This window comes from Pseudoalteromonas sp. bablab_jr011 (assembly GCF_016464045.1).
Taxonomy (GTDB): Bacteria; Pseudomonadota; Gammaproteobacteria; order Enterobacterales; family Alteromonadaceae; genus Pseudoalteromonas; species Pseudoalteromonas lipolytica.
In genome coordinates this window covers 1-15,859 of sequence record NZ_JACDWU010000227.1, presented here as the reverse complement: position 1 = coordinate 15,859, position 15,859 = coordinate 1, and the positions used below count along the sequence as shown (strand labels likewise).

The 15,859-nt window shown below is 41.6% G+C and carries 14 protein-coding genes; 11 read left to right on the top strand and 3 right to left on the bottom strand.

All coding sequences use genetic code 11. From position 1 onward, the window contains the following. The coding region (locus tag JIG41_RS13620) for a DASS family sodium-coupled anion symporter (protein WP_199524934.1) at positions 1-1,035 on the top strand (1,035 nt) is incomplete at its 5' end. A 134-nt stretch (positions 1,036-1,169) separates the two neighbouring features. Next, on the top strand, positions 1,170-2,585 hold the full coding sequence (locus JIG41_RS13615; RefSeq protein WP_199524935.1) for a coniferyl aldehyde dehydrogenase: 1,416 nt from the start codon (positions 1,170-1,172) through the stop codon (positions 2,583-2,585). A 19-nt stretch (positions 2,586-2,604) separates the two neighbouring features. On the opposite strand, the gene JIG41_RS13610 is transcribed toward JIG41_RS13615, so the two are convergent. Beyond that, entirely contained in the window at positions 2,605-3,327 is a 723-nt protein-coding gene (locus JIG41_RS13610) for a tetratricopeptide repeat protein (RefSeq protein ID WP_036972801.1), read from the bottom strand. A 545-nt stretch (positions 3,328-3,872) separates the two neighbouring features. On the opposite strand from JIG41_RS13610, the gene JIG41_RS13605 reads away from it, so the two are divergent. Together JIG41_RS13605 and JIG41_RS13600 are read left to right on the top strand one after the other, a co-directional pair. Continuing rightward, positions 3,873-4,721 (top strand): DUF6279 family lipoprotein, encoded by an 849-nt coding sequence (locus tag JIG41_RS13605; protein ID WP_180311860.1) that lies wholly within the window; start codon positions 3,873-3,875, stop codon positions 4,719-4,721. 193 nt (positions 4,722-4,914) lie between these two features. After that, on the top strand, positions 4,915-5,964 hold the full coding sequence (locus JIG41_RS13600) for a GGDEF domain-containing protein (RefSeq protein WP_074989126.1): 1,050 nt from the start codon (positions 4,915-4,917) through the stop codon (positions 5,962-5,964). On the opposite strand, the gene JIG41_RS13595 is transcribed toward JIG41_RS13600, so the two are convergent. Further along, complete coding sequence (locus JIG41_RS13595; protein WP_036972798.1) at positions 5,961-6,911, bottom strand: LysR family transcriptional regulator; 951 nt, start codon at positions 6,909-6,911, stop codon at positions 5,961-5,963. The genes JIG41_RS13600 and JIG41_RS13595 overlap by 4 nt on opposite strands. 118 nt (positions 6,912-7,029) lie before the next feature. On the opposite strand from JIG41_RS13595, the gene JIG41_RS13590 reads away from it, so the two are divergent. The 7 genes from JIG41_RS13590 to ppiC all read left to right on the top strand — a co-directional run bounded on the left by JIG41_RS13590 (position 7,030) and on the right by ppiC (position 15,218). Further along, positions 7,030-8,196, top strand: coding sequence for an efflux RND transporter periplasmic adaptor subunit (locus tag JIG41_RS13590; RefSeq protein WP_199524933.1), 1,167 nt, complete (start codon positions 7,030-7,032; stop codon positions 8,194-8,196). 6 nt (positions 8,197-8,202) lie between these two features. Next, entirely contained in the window at positions 8,203-11,349 is a 3,147-nt protein-coding gene (locus JIG41_RS13585; RefSeq protein WP_199524932.1) for an efflux RND transporter permease subunit, read from the top strand. Continuing rightward, complete coding sequence (locus JIG41_RS13580) at positions 11,342-12,748, top strand: TolC family protein (RefSeq protein ID WP_199524931.1); 1,407 nt, start codon at positions 11,342-11,344, stop codon at positions 12,746-12,748. Before JIG41_RS13585 ends, JIG41_RS13580 begins: the two co-directional genes overlap by 8 nt. A gap of 13 nt (positions 12,749-12,761) precedes the next feature. Then, entirely contained in the window at positions 12,762-13,784 is a 1,023-nt protein-coding gene (locus JIG41_RS13575) for a zinc-binding dehydrogenase (protein ID WP_036972794.1), read from the top strand. A 2-nt stretch (positions 13,785-13,786) separates the two neighbouring features. Beyond that, positions 13,787-14,185, top strand: coding sequence for a thiol-disulfide oxidoreductase DCC family protein (locus tag JIG41_RS13570; protein WP_036972792.1), 399 nt, complete (start codon positions 13,787-13,789; stop codon positions 14,183-14,185). 112 nt (positions 14,186-14,297) lie between these two features. Then, positions 14,298-14,876 (top strand): lysoplasmalogenase, encoded by a 579-nt coding sequence (locus tag JIG41_RS13565; RefSeq protein WP_162898069.1) that lies wholly within the window; start codon positions 14,298-14,300, stop codon positions 14,874-14,876. A gap of 63 nt (positions 14,877-14,939) precedes the next feature. Next, positions 14,940-15,218 carry a peptidylprolyl isomerase PpiC gene (gene ppiC / locus JIG41_RS13560; protein ID WP_036972789.1) on the top strand — a complete coding sequence of 93 codons (279 nt, stop codon included), beginning with the start codon at positions 14,940-14,942 and terminating at the stop codon, positions 15,216-15,218. Positions 15,219-15,487: 269 nt separating this feature from the next. Here the strand turns inward: ppiC and JIG41_RS13555 are convergent. Then, the coding region (locus JIG41_RS13555; protein WP_199524930.1) for a transposase at positions 15,488-15,859 on the bottom strand (372 nt) is incomplete at its 5' end.

The window sequence follows — 15,859 nt, the reverse complement described above, 5'->3', positions numbered from 1 at the left end:
ATGTCAAATACAGCCACTGCGGTGATGATGCTACCGATTGCTATGTCGATCACGATGTTAGTAAAGCAATCTAATCCTGATAACGACCAATTTGGCAAAGCATTATTACTATCTATCGCGTATGGCGCGAGCATTGGTGGTATTGCCACGTTGATTGGTACTCCGCCAAATGCATTAATGGCAGCGTACTTATCAGATAGCTATAAAATTGATATTGGTTTTGCACAGTGGATGAAAGTAGGTGTCCCGCTTGCAACAGTTATGCTTATTTTATGCTGGGTATGGTTAACTAAGTTTGCTTATAAAGTGGATACACCGTGCGCGCAAGATGCGAGCCAAGATACTAAATCATTATTTTCAACCCAGCTTAAAGAGCTTGGCGTAATGCAGCGTGCTGAAAAAGGCGTGGCAATAGTGTTTGTACTTGCTGCAGTGTGTTGGATTTTCAGACCGTTATTGGCTGACTCAACAGGGTTAAAAATATCGGATACAGGCATTGCGATTGCTGCTGCTTTACTGCTGTTTGTGTTACCTGCTAATAAAGGGGATGGCGAGCGTATTCTCGATTGGGAAAGTGCAGCAAAAGTGCCCTGGGGCGTGTTATTACTGTTCGGGGGTGGTTTAACACTTGCTGCGCAAATTAAATCATCAGGCCTAGCAGAGTACATCGCTCACATGATTGAAGGTGCAAGTGTGATTCCGTTAGTACTGAGTGTCTTGGCTGTTGCAACATTGATTACTTTCTTAACTGAGATCACAAGTAATACCGCAACTGCTGCTGGTTTCTTACCGCTATTAGGTCCGGTTGCTGAATCTGTATTTGGAACGCCTTTAGTGTGGGTTATTCCTGCAGCGATTGCATGTAGCTGCGCATTCATGATGCCTGTTGCAACCCCTCCTAATGCCATTGTGTTTGGGTCGGGGCAAATTCAAATGCGTGACATGATCCGATCAGGCTTTGCACTTAATATCATTGCGATTGCGATGATTACGCTAATTACAATGACCATCGCGGCCGCTGTGTTTGGCTTTTAAGATACATTTATAATATCCAACCTATTCCAACCAACAACAGCGCTCACCCTGAGCGCTGTTTTTTTACTTCTATGAAAGTTGCGGCGGTTATTATTGATCGCTATAGTTGAATTTGTCGCTATTCAAGAGATCACATTTTGACTGATATTCAAAGACTTCTACATTCTCAATTCCAGCAACTCAACCGTACTTTTTTGGCTGAACCTTATTTGCCAATCGAGCAGCGTATTAGCATTTTAAAACAGATAAAAAATAGCCTGATTACTAACGAGCAAGCCCTTGTTGCGGCGACGAGTAAAGATTTTGGATACCGCACTGCTTTTGACACCGTACTGGGTGATTTGTTACCGACAGTAAAACTCATCAGTGACACAATAAAACGGCTGCCCAAGTGGGCTCGCAATGAGTCGCGTGGTGTGGGTATTAGTTTGTGGCCCTCTAAGGCTCATATTAATTATCAGCCAAAAGGTGTTATCGGTGTTATTGCGCCGTGGAATTATCCTATACAGCTCGCACTGGTTCCTGTCATTACCGCATTAGCGGCAGGTAATCGAGTGATGCTAAAAGTCAGCGAATTTACACCCCATACCAATGAGATTATAAAGGATATATTTTCTGGTGAGTTAGCAGCGCATTGCCATATTGTTGAAGGGCAGAGCGAGGTTGCTGCGGCGTTTAGTGAACTGCCTTTTGCACACATATTATTTACAGGCTCCACAACAGTAGGTCGTAAGGTGATGCAGGCAGCGAGTCAGCATTTAACACCGGTTACTTTAGAACTTGGCGGTAAATCACCGGTTGTGATTCTTGACGATGTGAATATAAAATCAGTGGCGAAAACATTGCTGTTTGGCAAGCTAAATAATGCAGGGCAAATTTGTGTTGCACCTGATTATGTATTCGTGCCAAAAAAACATGAGCATCAATTACTGCAACAGCTATGTGAGCTCTATAAACTGCATTTTAAAGACGGCGTTGAGGGAAAAAACCTAACTTCAATCGTCTCTGACTCTCAATATCAGCGTTTAAAATCATATTTAGTGGATGCTGAAGATAAAGGGGCTCAAATTTTTAAGCCGCTTGAAGAGAATCAATATGACGATTTAAAACATCGTTTGGGTTTGCATATATTGACGCAAGTTAATGATGCGATGAACGTGATGCAAAATGAAATATTTGGCCCATTACTGCCGATAATGAGCTATGAATCATTGCAACAGGTTATTGACTATATAAATAGTCACCCTCATCCCTTAGCATTGTATATTTTTGGCCACGATAAAGAGAGGATTTCGTTTGTGAGTCAGTCGATTCGCAGTGGCACCTTGGCAATAAATGATGTGTTGATGCAAGTGACCGCAGATCAGCTTCCTTTTGGTGGGATTGGTGAATCAGGAATGGGTCACTACCATGGAATAGAAGGGTTTAAAACTTTTAGTCATGCCAGAAATACATTGGTATCTGGTAAATTTAATCCAAGAACACAGCTATTGCTTAAGCAAAATAAATTGCTTATTACGCTATTAAAATGGATGTACTTGCGTCGATAGACGCAAGTACTTCGTGTCATTATAAACGACCGTCAGGGGCGTATAATCCCGCTTGTATTTTTGCGTAAATAGCGTCGGCTTTTTCTTTTGCAGCTTCAACTTCTGCTGGCATCATGTTTCGCTCGTCAAGTTTACGACTATGACTGGCATCCATATTGCCATTGTATTCAGCAATTGTGTTCCAAATATATGACTTTTCAAGGTTTTTTGGAACGCCCAAACCATCATAATACATTAACGCCATATTATACTGCGCAAGCGTAAAGTTATTTGCAGCAGCCTTTTGATACCAGCTCATTGCTGTGCGGTAGTCCTGTAAAACACCTTCACCATTGGCATACATAACACCTAAATTATATTGTGCTGCAGGGTGGTTTTTTTGCGCTGCCATTTCGTAAAGTGATATTGCTTTCTCTTTGTCTAGTTTTACCCCTTTACCTTCTTGGTAAAGTACACCAAGTGCAAACATTGAATCTGCGTGAACTTGCTTAACGGCTTTTTGGTAAAGCTCTGCTGCTTTACGGTAATCACGCTGAACACCGAACCCACCTTCGTACATTTTAGCTAATTCATAAATAGCGGGTGCATAGCCACGATCTGCAAGGTAATTAAATTCTTGAAGTGCTTCTTCAAAACGTCCTTCATTCGCTGCGAGTTGAGCATCTTCTAGGCTTGCATTGGCAAACGGTGAAAGAAGTAACACGCTGCTTAGCAATAGTGATTTTAAATTAGGCTTGATCATAGTCTGCCTCCAAATGTGTGTTTAAATATCAATAATTAGGGTATTGATAAAAGCCTTGCCGTATCAGCAAATGGGCAAAACATATTGTTAGTTTAGACCCAACTACTGCAAATGCCTAATTTATAGACACCGACACGCTTAGTAATTAACAAGTAGGCTTAAGATACAGATTTTAATAGAAAAACTAAAGAAATAAAAAAAGCCCAGAGTGGGCTTTTTGAGGTCATATCTACCGTCACCGATATGAGCAATGTAGCAAGTAAAGTGTAACGTTTTATGTCGGTGCTCGGGTCGAGGAAGCAACCATCATTCAAGAGTTACGTCTTGAACAAACTTGGTGGAACAACATCAAACCCTTGTAGGTATTGAAACTGCGGTATAAACAGTTTAGCGAACCAAGTTGTTGATAACGATTATTACTTAGGTTTAACTGTTCGTCAATAGTTAAATGAGAATTAATTTCATTAAAATGCAGGCATTGCATATTTACACTCTCTATCAACTTGCTAAAGTAATTAGACAGGAACAGGATTTTACAAATACAAATGAAAAAAATAGCAAAGTACCTTATTGCACTTAGCATATTGCTTGGCATTGCAGGATGTTCACCTAGTTTTACCTATAACAACCTTGGCTGGTTGTCTGGGTTTTGGATAGACGACTATGTCGACCTGAATAGCGACCAAGCAGATAAGTTTAAACACATAGTCCAAACTAGCCGTGATTGGCACAGAGAAACGCAATTGCCTTTGTACAAGCGTGATCTCGAACATTTAAGATCATTACTTGATAAAAATGTTAGTCATGATGAATTAAAAACCCATTTCTTAGCTGCCAAACAGCATTGGCAAACATTAGTGACAAAACTTGAACCTGAGTTAATTGCATTAGCAAATACATTGTCTTACAAGCAGCGTGTTGAGTTTGTGGCTGCGTTACAAGAGAACATTAACGATGAATATGAAGAGCATGAACAAAAAACGCCAGCAGAGCATGATAAAGCGCGTTTAGATGACAACCTTGATACCTATAAAGAGTGGCTTGGTACAAAGTTATCAACTGAACAAAAAACATTGGTTGTCGATTTCACTCATCAGCGTGTCGATACTTTTTTGCTCTGGATGCAGTACAAACAAAAACGTTTAGATGCACTTAAAACGTTATTTTTACAAGAAACCAAGCCCGCCGATTTTGATCAACAACTTGCGGTTATTATTAACGACCGAGTTGCGTTCATGAGCCAAGCACTTATTAACGCTGACGACAAAAATTTAGAGAATTACGTGAAACTATTGTTAGCACTTAAATCAACATTAACAGACAAACAGCAAAAAAATGTACGCAATGAATTTAATGATCTGATCGAAGAAGTGACAGCGTTAATCAACGATTAGTTGTTTATTTTGAACTGAATATTTAAGCCGGTTCTGTTATTAGCGTGTGCTACTAATCCAAAGAGATACTGTGTAGTAATAATAGGGATGTAGTGTAAAGAGCTTACCTTAACGCTGTTCACTGTTAATAAAATGTTCCTAATTAATTTGTTTCACGCTAAAATCAAGTAATCATAACAAAGCGAGAAACTTGATGGATATTGGTGCGCTGAGAGGCACTCAGGCTTTACGAAATAACGTTCTTAAATGGATGAGCTTTTGTTTGGGCGTACTTGCAACAATATTCGCTTTTTATAATTTACTCTATAACGACTTTGCTGTGCTTGGCATACTCGAAGTTTTCTTTGCCGTTTTTTGTTTCCATACCTATTTTTACACACGACAACACTACGGCCATCTGTGGCAATCGCTCACTTTGTGCGTTTTTTTGAGTCTGCTTGTTGTTATTGGTACGCATTTTGGAGATATTAAAAACCTGCTATTTATTTGGACGTGCGCTCTGCCCATTTTGTATTATTTGTTATTAGGCAAGCGATATGGGCTATTTTTCTCGTTTGGAATAGCCATCATCCAAGGCATTACTTTACTCAGTAAAGAGACCTTAGTACCGTTAAACTCTGTTAATTCGTTACTCAACCTCTCGTTTGTCTATATCAGCATTTGGGCTGTGTCGCACAGTTTTGAAAATAGTCGTGCAGAATATGGAAAACGTCTTGAAAATTTAGCCTTGTTAGACCCTCTCACAGGGGCTGGCAATCGACTCGCAATGACTCATTATTTCGAAGTTGAGCTGACTCATAAAAATGGTTTGTTTATGTTAATGCTCGACCTTGATTACTTTAAAAAAATTAATGATCAGTACGGTCATGAAGTAGGCGATAGAGTGTTAATAGAGGTCACCAGTTTCTTTAGGCAACGGCTTAATAAAGGCTATGTGTTTCGTATTGGTGGCGAAGAATTTGCTATCTTTTTACCTGCAAGTGACCCACAGAGTGCGTTTGAATTTGCGGATATGTTGCGTGAGCAATTAGCCACAATTGACTACCAAATAGATGAGCACACAATTAATGTAACCATTAGCATTGGTGTTGCGTGTTATATGCCAAAGCAAACCCTTAAAAACTTTATAAAACGGGCTGATGACGCCTTATATCAGGCAAAACAGCAAGGACGTAATCGTGTTGTTACAGCCTATGAGTTAAATATTTCTCAACTGTTTTGCGATACAGATAAAGCAAGCTAAGTACTTTTTTGATACATGGCATCGTAATTAGGGATATTTGCTTCCCAAATGGGGATATCTTTACCTATGTATTCACGCATAGCATCAAAAAATAAGCGTGTTCTGACTGGCAGGTCTCTGTGTGGATACACAGCATACACCGCACTGTAATCAAGTAATTCAATGTTGGTCAAAATAGGCACTAAATCACCTCGCTTTACTTCATTTTCAAGTATAAAGGCAGGAGCGAGCACATACGCGTTTCCTGAAATAGCCTTCATAAGAAGTACTTCTGCGTCATTAGCCCTGAAAACACTTTTAATATTTTGCTCGATAATATCGCCATTAGCATTGCGATAACGAATACCACTTATACGCTTACTCGGACTGGTGTAGCTGGCTGCTGGCAGTTCTTTTAAATCTTCTACAGATGTTGGCATACCGTAGGTTTCAATAAACTCAGGCGAGGCTAAGAGCAACATCCGGTTACGTGCAATTTTACGCGCGATGAACGAGGAGTCTTTTGGTTCGCCAACACGAAACGCGAGATCGTAACCCTCAGACACTAAATCAATTAATCTGTCGTCTAGACGAAGTTCCACTTCTACTTGCGGAAAACGTTTTTGAAAGTCGTTAATAACCGGTTGAATGTAGCGTTTGCCAAGAATACTTGAGGAAGTGATTTTAAGGGTTCCTCGCGGTTCTTGGTGATAGTTTTCAGCTAGTCGCACTGTTTCATTTAAGAGATCTCTGAGTTCAGCGGCTTTTTTGATCATTTCAGCCCCTGCTGCAGTTAATGAAAACGAGCGCGTGGTTCTATTAAGCAAGCGAACGCCTAACTCGTCTTCGAGGCGGCTAATTTGTTTAGAGATAACGGAGCGGTCGATATTTCTCGATTCAGCGGCTTTTGCAAACGAGCCTCGTTCTATTACCTCAAGTAGCATTAACAGGCGGCTGGTGGTATCCATAGCAGTTCCTAAAACATTATTGATGCCATTTTGGCATTAAAGAATTTAGAAATCTATCATTTTTGTCATCTAATTAGTGCCGTAACATTGTCTCCAATCTATAAACAGGAGAGTCGTGATGAACAAATCTATTCTTGCAGTGGCAGTGGCCATTGCGAGCTTAACGCTTGCAGGGTGTGGCACAGAAGCCAACCAAGCAGCGCAGCAACAGCATTTACAACCTATTGATGTAGCACAAGTACTCGTTAAGCCAGTACAAAATTGGCACACCTATACAACACGTTTAGAAGCACCGCAAGAAGTTGCGCTCATGCCACGTGTTTCGGGTGTGATCGATAAAATTAACTTTAAAGAAGGTGACAGCGTTAAAGAAGGCGATTTGCTTTTCACGCTTGATGCACGCCCTTTTGCTGCGGTGGTTGATAGCTTAAAAGCGCAAATTGAAAGCGCCAAGGCAGCACTTGAGCAAGCTAAAAGTGAAGCAAAACGAGCTGAGCGCTTAACAGAACGAAAAGCTATTTCAATTGAGCAAGCAGAGTCTCGTAAATCAACCCTTAGACAGCGAGAAGCGCAATTGCTAGCTCTTCAGGCAGAACTGAGTGCAGCTAAGCTTGATTTAGCATTTACCCAAGTTCGTTCACCCATTGATGGCGTAGTATCGCGAGCAAATAGCACCAAAGGTAACAACGTACTTGCCGGTCAAAGTGTGTTAACACGCATTGTTTCAAACCAGCAAATGTATGCTTACTTTGATATTGATGAGCGTACGTGGAATCAGTCATTTGCTGATGTTACAGCGCAAAGCGAGCAAGCGGTCGTGATGCAAAAAGTGGGCGAAACGAGCTTTAACTTTAATGGCAAAATTAATTTTATTGATAATCAAATTAACGAAACTACCGGTACTCTTCGCGTTCGTGCCGTGTTTGAAAACGATGAGCAACAACTGCGTGCGGGGTCATTTGCTCGTATTAAGCTTGCAGCCAATAAAGTAAGCGAAAAAGTTATCGTGCCAGAGCGTGCAATTGGTACAGATTTAAAGAACCGTTTTGTACTCACTGTGGGTGAAGGCAATGTTCTTGAATATAAATTAGTGACGGTGGGCGAGCGTTACGGCAGCCTACGCGCGATTACATCAGGCTTAAATGAAAGTGATGTGATAGCCGTCAATGGCCCTGCTCGTGTAGGTCCTGGTATGCCTATCTCACCAAACACCGTCACCATTAATAGCGGCGGAATAGCATTCACTCTTTCCAGTACAAATTCAGACTTGGTCGCAAAACAGTAGGGCAAAATGAAATTTTCACACTTTTTTATTCAGCGACCCATCTTTGCTGCGATGCTGTCACTTATCTTTCTTATCGCAGGGGCCATCTCGTTATTTCAATTGCCAGTCAGTGAGTATCCAGAAGTGGTGCCGCCAACGGTTGTTGTGACGGCAAGTTACCCGGGTGCAAACCCAACGGTGATTGCTGAAACAGTGGCGACTCCGCTTGAGCAAGAAATCAATGGTACCGAAAACATGTTGTATATGTTTTCGCAAGCAACCAGTGATGGCCGCATGACACTAACGGTAACGTTTGCGTTAGGCACTGATTTAGACCGTGCACAAGTACAAGTGCAAAATCGTGTAAACAGTGCGCTACCGCGCTTACCACAAGAAGTTCAGCGTTTAGGTGTCGTAGCCGAAAAATCATCACCCGATTTAACCATGGTGGTGCATTTATACTCGCCTGAAAAAACGCACGATACAACCTACTTAGCGAACTATGCCGACTTGTATATCAAAGACCAAATTGCACGTCTTCCGGGAGTGGGTGACGTACGTATGTTCGGTGGTGGCCAATACTCGATGCGCGTTTGGCTTAATCCAGATGCGCTATCGGCACGCGAATTAACGGCAATGGATGTAGTAAATGCATTGCGTGCGCAAAACCAACAGGTTGCTGCGGGTAGCTTGGGTGCACAACCTACGTCGAAAAGTAACCAATTCCAAATTCTAATGAATGTAAAAGGGCGCTTAAGCTCACAAGAAGAATTTGAAAATGTGATCATTAAAGTCGGTGAACAAGGTCAGCTTACACGCCTAAGTGATGTTGCACGCCTTGAGCTTGGCCAAGACACGTATGCACTAAGAGCGATGCTAGATGGTCAACCAGCCCTTGCTATGCCCGTATTCCAACGCCCCGGTTCCAATGCGATTGAGCTTTCTGATCAAGTGCGCGAAACCATGAAGGTGTTAGCAAAAGACTTTCCATCAGGAGTAGAATACGACATTGTTTATGACCCCACTATTTTCGTACGCGGCTCGATTGATGCTGTAATTAAAACGCTTTTAGAAGCAATCGCGTTAGTTGTTATTGTTGTGGTGGTGTTTTTACAAACATGGCGTGCATCGGTTATCCCACTGATTGCTGTGCCAGTATCTTTGATTGGTACGTTTGCGGTAATGCAATGGTTAGGCGTGTCTATTAATACCTTGTCGTTATTTGGACTCGTACTCGCAATTGGTATTGTTGTCGATGATGCCATCGTTGTGGTTGAAAACGTTGAACGAAATATCGAACAGGGCTTATCACCACTAGAAGCAACTCGTGTTGCGATGACAGAAGTAACCGGGCCAATTATCGCTATTGCGTTAGTATTGTGCGCGGTATTTATTCCTACGGCTTTTATTACGGGTTTATCGGGTCAGTTTTATAAGCAATTTGCACTCACTATTACTATTTCGACGGTTATCTCAGCATTTAACTCGTTAACATTATCGCCTGCGTTATCGGCGTTATTATTAAAAGGTCATGATGCAAAACCAGACCGTTTAACTAAGTTATTAAACCGCCTATTTGGCAACTGGCTATTTAAACCTTTTAACCGCGTGTTTGATAAAGGCGCCAATGGCTACGAAAAACTGGTGCAAAAGCTTATTCGTATGAGTGTGATTGTATTAGTTGCTTATGTTGCGCTTGTTGGTGGCACCGTTAAATTGTTTGATGCTGTTCCGGGTGGCTTTATTCCACAGCAAGACAAGCAATATTTAGTGGCTGTTGCACAGTTACCTGATGCGGCAAGTTTAGACAGAACCCAAGAAGTCGTGCAAGAAATGGAAAAAATTGCACTACAAGTCCCCGGTGTTGCAAACACTGTGTCGTTTCCTGGTTTATCTGTAAATGGTTTCACCAATAGCCCAAATAGCGGCATTGTGTTTACTCCGCTTGCACCTTTTGAAGAGCGTCAAGACCCGAGTATGTCTGCAATGGCGATAGCGGCGCAGTTAAATCAAAAATTTGCCGCTATTGATGAAGCGTTTGTCGCGGTGTTCCCGCCACCGCCAATTCAAGGTTTAGGGACTACTGGCGGCTTTAAACTGCAAATTGAAGACCGTGCTAACAAAGGCTTTGAAGCACTCTTTAACAGTTTACAAGCAACCATTACTAAAGCGCAGCAAGACCCTGCATTAATGGGACTTTACTCTAGCTTTAGAATTCAAGTGCCACAAATGGATATCGACATTGACCGAGAGCAAGCGCTTATTCAAGGCATTCCTCTTGATGAAGTATTTAATGCCTTACAAGTCTATTTAGGTTCTGTGTATGTGAATGACTTTAACTTGTTTGGTCGTACTTATCAGGTAAATGCGCAAGCTGATGCTGATTACCGTCAAGATCCAGAGCAAATTTTGAATCTAAAAGTACGTAACCGTATGGGTGAGATGGTGCCATTAGGTTCTGTATTAACGGTCACACCAACAACAGGCCCAGATCGTGTGATGCACTATAACGGTTATCCTACAGCTGAACTAAATGGTAGCCCAGCACCAGGTTATAGCTCAGGCCAAGCACAGCAAGCTATTGAAGCAATCCTTGCAGACACACTCCCCAATGGGATTGAGTTTGAATGGACAGAAGTAACCTATCAGCAAATATTAGCGGGTAACACCATGGTGTATGTTTTCCCACTTGTTGTATTGCTTGTATTCATGGTACTTGCGGCGCAGTACGAGAGCTTGAGATTACCACTGGCTATTATTCTGATTGTTCCTATGACTATTTTCTCAGCCTTGTTAGGTGTGTGGTTTGTGGGTGATGACAACAATATCTTCACACAAATCGCACTAATCGTACTGGTTGCGCTAGCAAGTAAAAACGCCATTTTAATGGTTGAGTTTGCACGAGATCAGCATAAAACGGGAATGTCTCATCTTGAAGCCATTATTAAAGCATGTCGCTTACGGCTTCGCCCAATTCTAATGACATCAATTGCTTTTACGGCAGGTGTTGTACCACTAGTTCTTGCCACTGGTGCAGGTGCTGAGATGCGTCATGCTATGGGGAATGCGGTATTCTCAGGCATGATTGGTGTAACCGTGTTTGGCTTATTGTTTACCCCGGTGTTTTATATGTTAGTAACGAAAAAATCGCAGAAGGAGCAACACGATGCATAAGCCTCTTGATGCAATCTTTAAGCAAGGCAAACTTGTAAGTGCAATGCTGTTAGCCGGTGTATTGGCAGGCTGCGCACAAAGCGTAGACATACAAGAGCAGCAAGTTAGCCTGACACAATTTGTCAGTGATACACAAATTGGTGCACAAAACGAAGGTGCGAGCGAGAATAACTGGTGGCGTCGTTTAGATTCAGCGCAGTTAGACAATTTAGTGACTGATGCATTAGCAATGAATCACGACTTAAAAACCAGCCAACTTCAACTTGATGCAGCCATAGCTCGTTTAGGTGCAGCCCGTGCGGATTATTATCCGCAGGGCAGCTTAAGCGTAATCGCAGAGCGCAGTAGCTTAGATGGCGCTATTACGCGCCAATCAAACGCGGGTGTTAATGTAAATTGGCAGCTTGACTTATTTGGTCGAATTACAGCTTTAGTGGATGCTGCGAATGCTGGCGCACTAAATCAAGCCGAGCAGTTAAGGGCATTGCAGGTTGAAGTGGTTTCAGCGGTAGTGCAAGGCTATGTAAGCTATCAAGGTAATGTGCAAAAACAAGCGATTATTGAGATGCAAATCGAGGCGTTAGAGCAAAGTATTGATGTGCTGAGAGCAAGAGTTGAAGAGGGCGTTGCCAATGAGTTGGACCTTAATCGTACCCTTGCTCAGTTAAAGCAGCAACAAGCGCTTATTCCTGAGCTTAGTTACTTGCAATATCGCGACTTAGCAACCCTTGCGGTGCTAACTGGCCGACTTGCAAGCGACATAACGCTGATTGAAGAGTCTGAATTATTGAGCCGCGATTTTAGCGTGTCGTTTTATAAAGCGAGTGAAGCAATGGCACTCAGACCGGATATTACCAGTGCCTTGTATCAGTTCAGTCAAGCTTATTCACTCAGTGTGGCAGCCTCTAAAGCGCTTCTGCCTGATATTAGCCTAGCAGGGTTTGCAGGTGTGGTGAGTTTAACCAGTAATGGTTTAGACGATACCGTGAAACAATGGCAAGTGACGCCAAAAGTTGAATGGTCATTACTCAGCTATCCTGCATTATTGGCTCAACGAGACGCACAGCAATTTTTAAGCGAAGCGGCTTACAGCGACTATCAAAGTAAAGTACTAAAAGCGATAAGCGAAAGTGAACTTACCTTGCAACGCTTAGTCAAACAACAGCAACAACTTGATTTTGCTAATCAGCGTTTTAATTATGCGAATAAAGCATTTGAACAAGCTCACGCTATGTATGAAGAAGGACAAATTCCTTACTTAGAGTTGTTAGATGCGAGACAGGATGTTTTAATAGCGCAAGAAAATGCTGTTGATTCAACTATTGCATCTGTCCAGGCCAAGGTAAGCGCATATAACGTGTTTAACGGTCGTTGGAGCTTTGAACTTAACAATCTTTAACCCAGAGTATTAAATGTCACATATTCAACAAACTACAGATCTTCCGTCAACAATGCGCGCGCTAGCAGTGGTTGAGCCCAATGACGCTATTACGTTATCTGAGCTTTCTGTGCCAGTACCGAGTCCTGAAGGGAACGAACTTTTGATTAAAGTTGAATATGTGGGCTTAAACCATGTTGATGCTAATTTTGCAAAACAAGGTTTTTGTAAATGGCATTACCCGCATGTATTAGGCCATGATGCTGTTGGGGTGGTTGTTCAGGCAAATAAAGGTGTATTCCCTGGTGTTGGTGCACGCGTTGTATGGCACGCCAGTCTTGGCGACCAAGGTGTGTTATCTGAATACACAACGGTGCCAAACTATGCTGTATCGGTTGTGCCAGATAACGTATCACCTGCAGACGCTGCAACCTTACCTTGTTCAGGTATGACGGCATTAATTGCCCTTGATAAGTTGCAACTGAGCGAAGGGGATTCACTGTTTATTGATGCTGGTGCTGGCGGAGTTGGCCAATTTGCTATTCAATTTGCTAAGCAACGTGGTGCAACGGTGTTTACCACCGCCAGCAAACACAATCATAAGTTACTTAAGCAATTAGGTGCAGATGTCGTGTTTGATTATAAAGACCCTAAACTTGAAGATAAAATTCGTCGTGAACTAGGGCCGCAAGGCTTTGATGCTGTTCTTGATTGTATTGGTGGTGATACTACCATTCGTAACGTTGAACTAATGCGCTTTTGTGGCCATATTGCATGCTTAAACGAACTCCCGAAATTCGAACAAGAACTGATGTTCAGACGCGCACCTAATATTGGTATTGTGTCGCTTGGTGGGGCTTGGCTTGCTAATAGCTTATGTGCACAGCAAAAGTTAAGTTTTATGGGCAATTTATTACTCGATAATGCAGCGCGTGGTGAGATAAAACTGCCACAAATCCATGCCGTTGACTTTAGTGCCCAAGCGGTTTCTGATGCACTGAATAAACAACTTGCTGGTGGCTTCACTGGGAAACAAGTTGTGCAAGTAAGCGGTTAAACTTGCATACTCACTGCCCAGTCATTTTGTTTGATGGTCAGTGTAATCTGTGCCATTTTTGTGTACGTTTTATTCTTCGCTTTGATAAACAGATAACCTTTAAGTTATGCCCAATGCAAAGCGATAAAGGTGAGCGTTTATTAAAAGCGCATGAAGTTAAAGATCCTCTTTCCTCAATGTTAGTGATTGATAAAAACCAGCTATATAAACAAAGTGATGCTGTGTTATTTATCGCAAATGAATTAGGGTTTCCATTCTCAATTGCTAAAGTGTTTTATCTGCTCCCAAAGGGCTTTCGCGATCATATTTATGATTGGGTAGGTCGTAATCGCTATCGTATTTTTGGTAAACAAACTCAGTGTAAGTTACTGAGCGAAAAACAAAAGCAGCATTTTTTATAAACATTTAAAGTAAAGCTTGCTATTCTCATTATTGGGAACAAACAAAAATAATAAGAATATGAACATTCTCTTTCTAATCCTTTGCACGTTTTACATTGCTTTACTGCTATTTATGCCTGCATTATCTCAACCCTCTATGGCGGTATTTAAAGCATTGCCTATCGGTGTGTTGATTGTGATGGTGTTAAAAGCACGCAATCAGATACAAAATCGCATTTTGATCACGCTATTATTAGCACTTAGCTTTTCGACACTAGGTGATGTGCTACTAGCCCTTGATACAGGGCAGCTTTTTATAGGCGGTTTAGCGGCATTCTTTGTAAGTCACGCTTTTTATATCATTACCATGTTGCCAATTAAACACTGGCGAATAGAAGTCGTATTACTTTATCTCTTTTTTGCAATCATCGTTTTTTGCTTATTCTATCCAAACCTGAATGACATACTCATTCCCGTGCTTTTCTATATGTTGGTGCTCACCATAATGGCAAGCCTTACTTGGATGACGGATAAATCGAACGGTTTTTTAGTCTTAGGTGGGGCAGTGTTTGTTGTATCAGACTCTATTCTTGGCCTTAATCGTTTTTATTTTGAAATTGTGCATGCAGATATCGCAATCATGTGTAGTTATTATTTAGCGCAATTTTGTTTGATTAAAGGGTTCTTACCGGCAATAAGCAAACAGAAATAGCCGCAGTGGCTCAGTTTAGTTTGTCGTGATAAAATATCTGCGTTTTAATTTTCGAGATACCCCATGGCCAATACAGCACATGCATTGCATATTTTAGTTAAACATAAAGAGCAAGCTGAAGATATCATTAAGCAACTTAAAAAAGGGGCTAAGTTCCAGACCCTCGCTAAAAAATATTCAACGTGTCCGTCAGGTAAAAAAGGCGGGGATTTAGGCGAATTTAGACGCGGGCAAATGGTACCGCAGTTTGACAAAGTTGCATTTGGCGGCGAAATCCTTGAACCGCATTTAGTGAAAACCCGCTTTGGTTGGCATGTAATTAAAGTGCTATACAGAACCTAAAGTTTAAAGCCTTAGCATTTAAATCATTATTGGACATAATGTATGGTACGCCCCGTTTTGCAAGTTAATAACTAAAAATAACGGAGATGGTTTGCGCTAATGTATTCAGAGTCTATTAGAGACTTTCATTAGTCCCAGCTCTACGATGAGATCTGCGCCAGATTGTCCTCAAAAATGAGAAAGTACTTTATCTTACTGAAATGTCCACAAGGTCTTCAATCTGGTGGTCTAACCGTTTTGTCATCATTAATTATCATATGCAAACTGACTTAAACTCTAATTTCAAAGGGCTTCTTCTTGGTCATTACAGACCAAGCTATTCTTGCTATTTTATTTGCTAAAGCAACAAGTGCGACATTAAATGGCTTTCGACATTTTAAATCTATCAACCATGTTCCAAAGAACTTTTCCGCTGTTTTATCCCGCCACATAACGGCACGAGCAGCGTGAATAAATAACTCTCTCAGTTCCTTATTCCCTCGCTTGGAAATACCTAACATTCTAGGTTTACCGCCCGTTGAGTATTGAAATGGAACTAACCCTAGCCAAGCGGCAAAATTACGTCCATTATCAAAATCCTGTGGACTACCAACTGCTGATATACAGCATGATGCAGTCATAGGTCCAACACCTGGAATTGT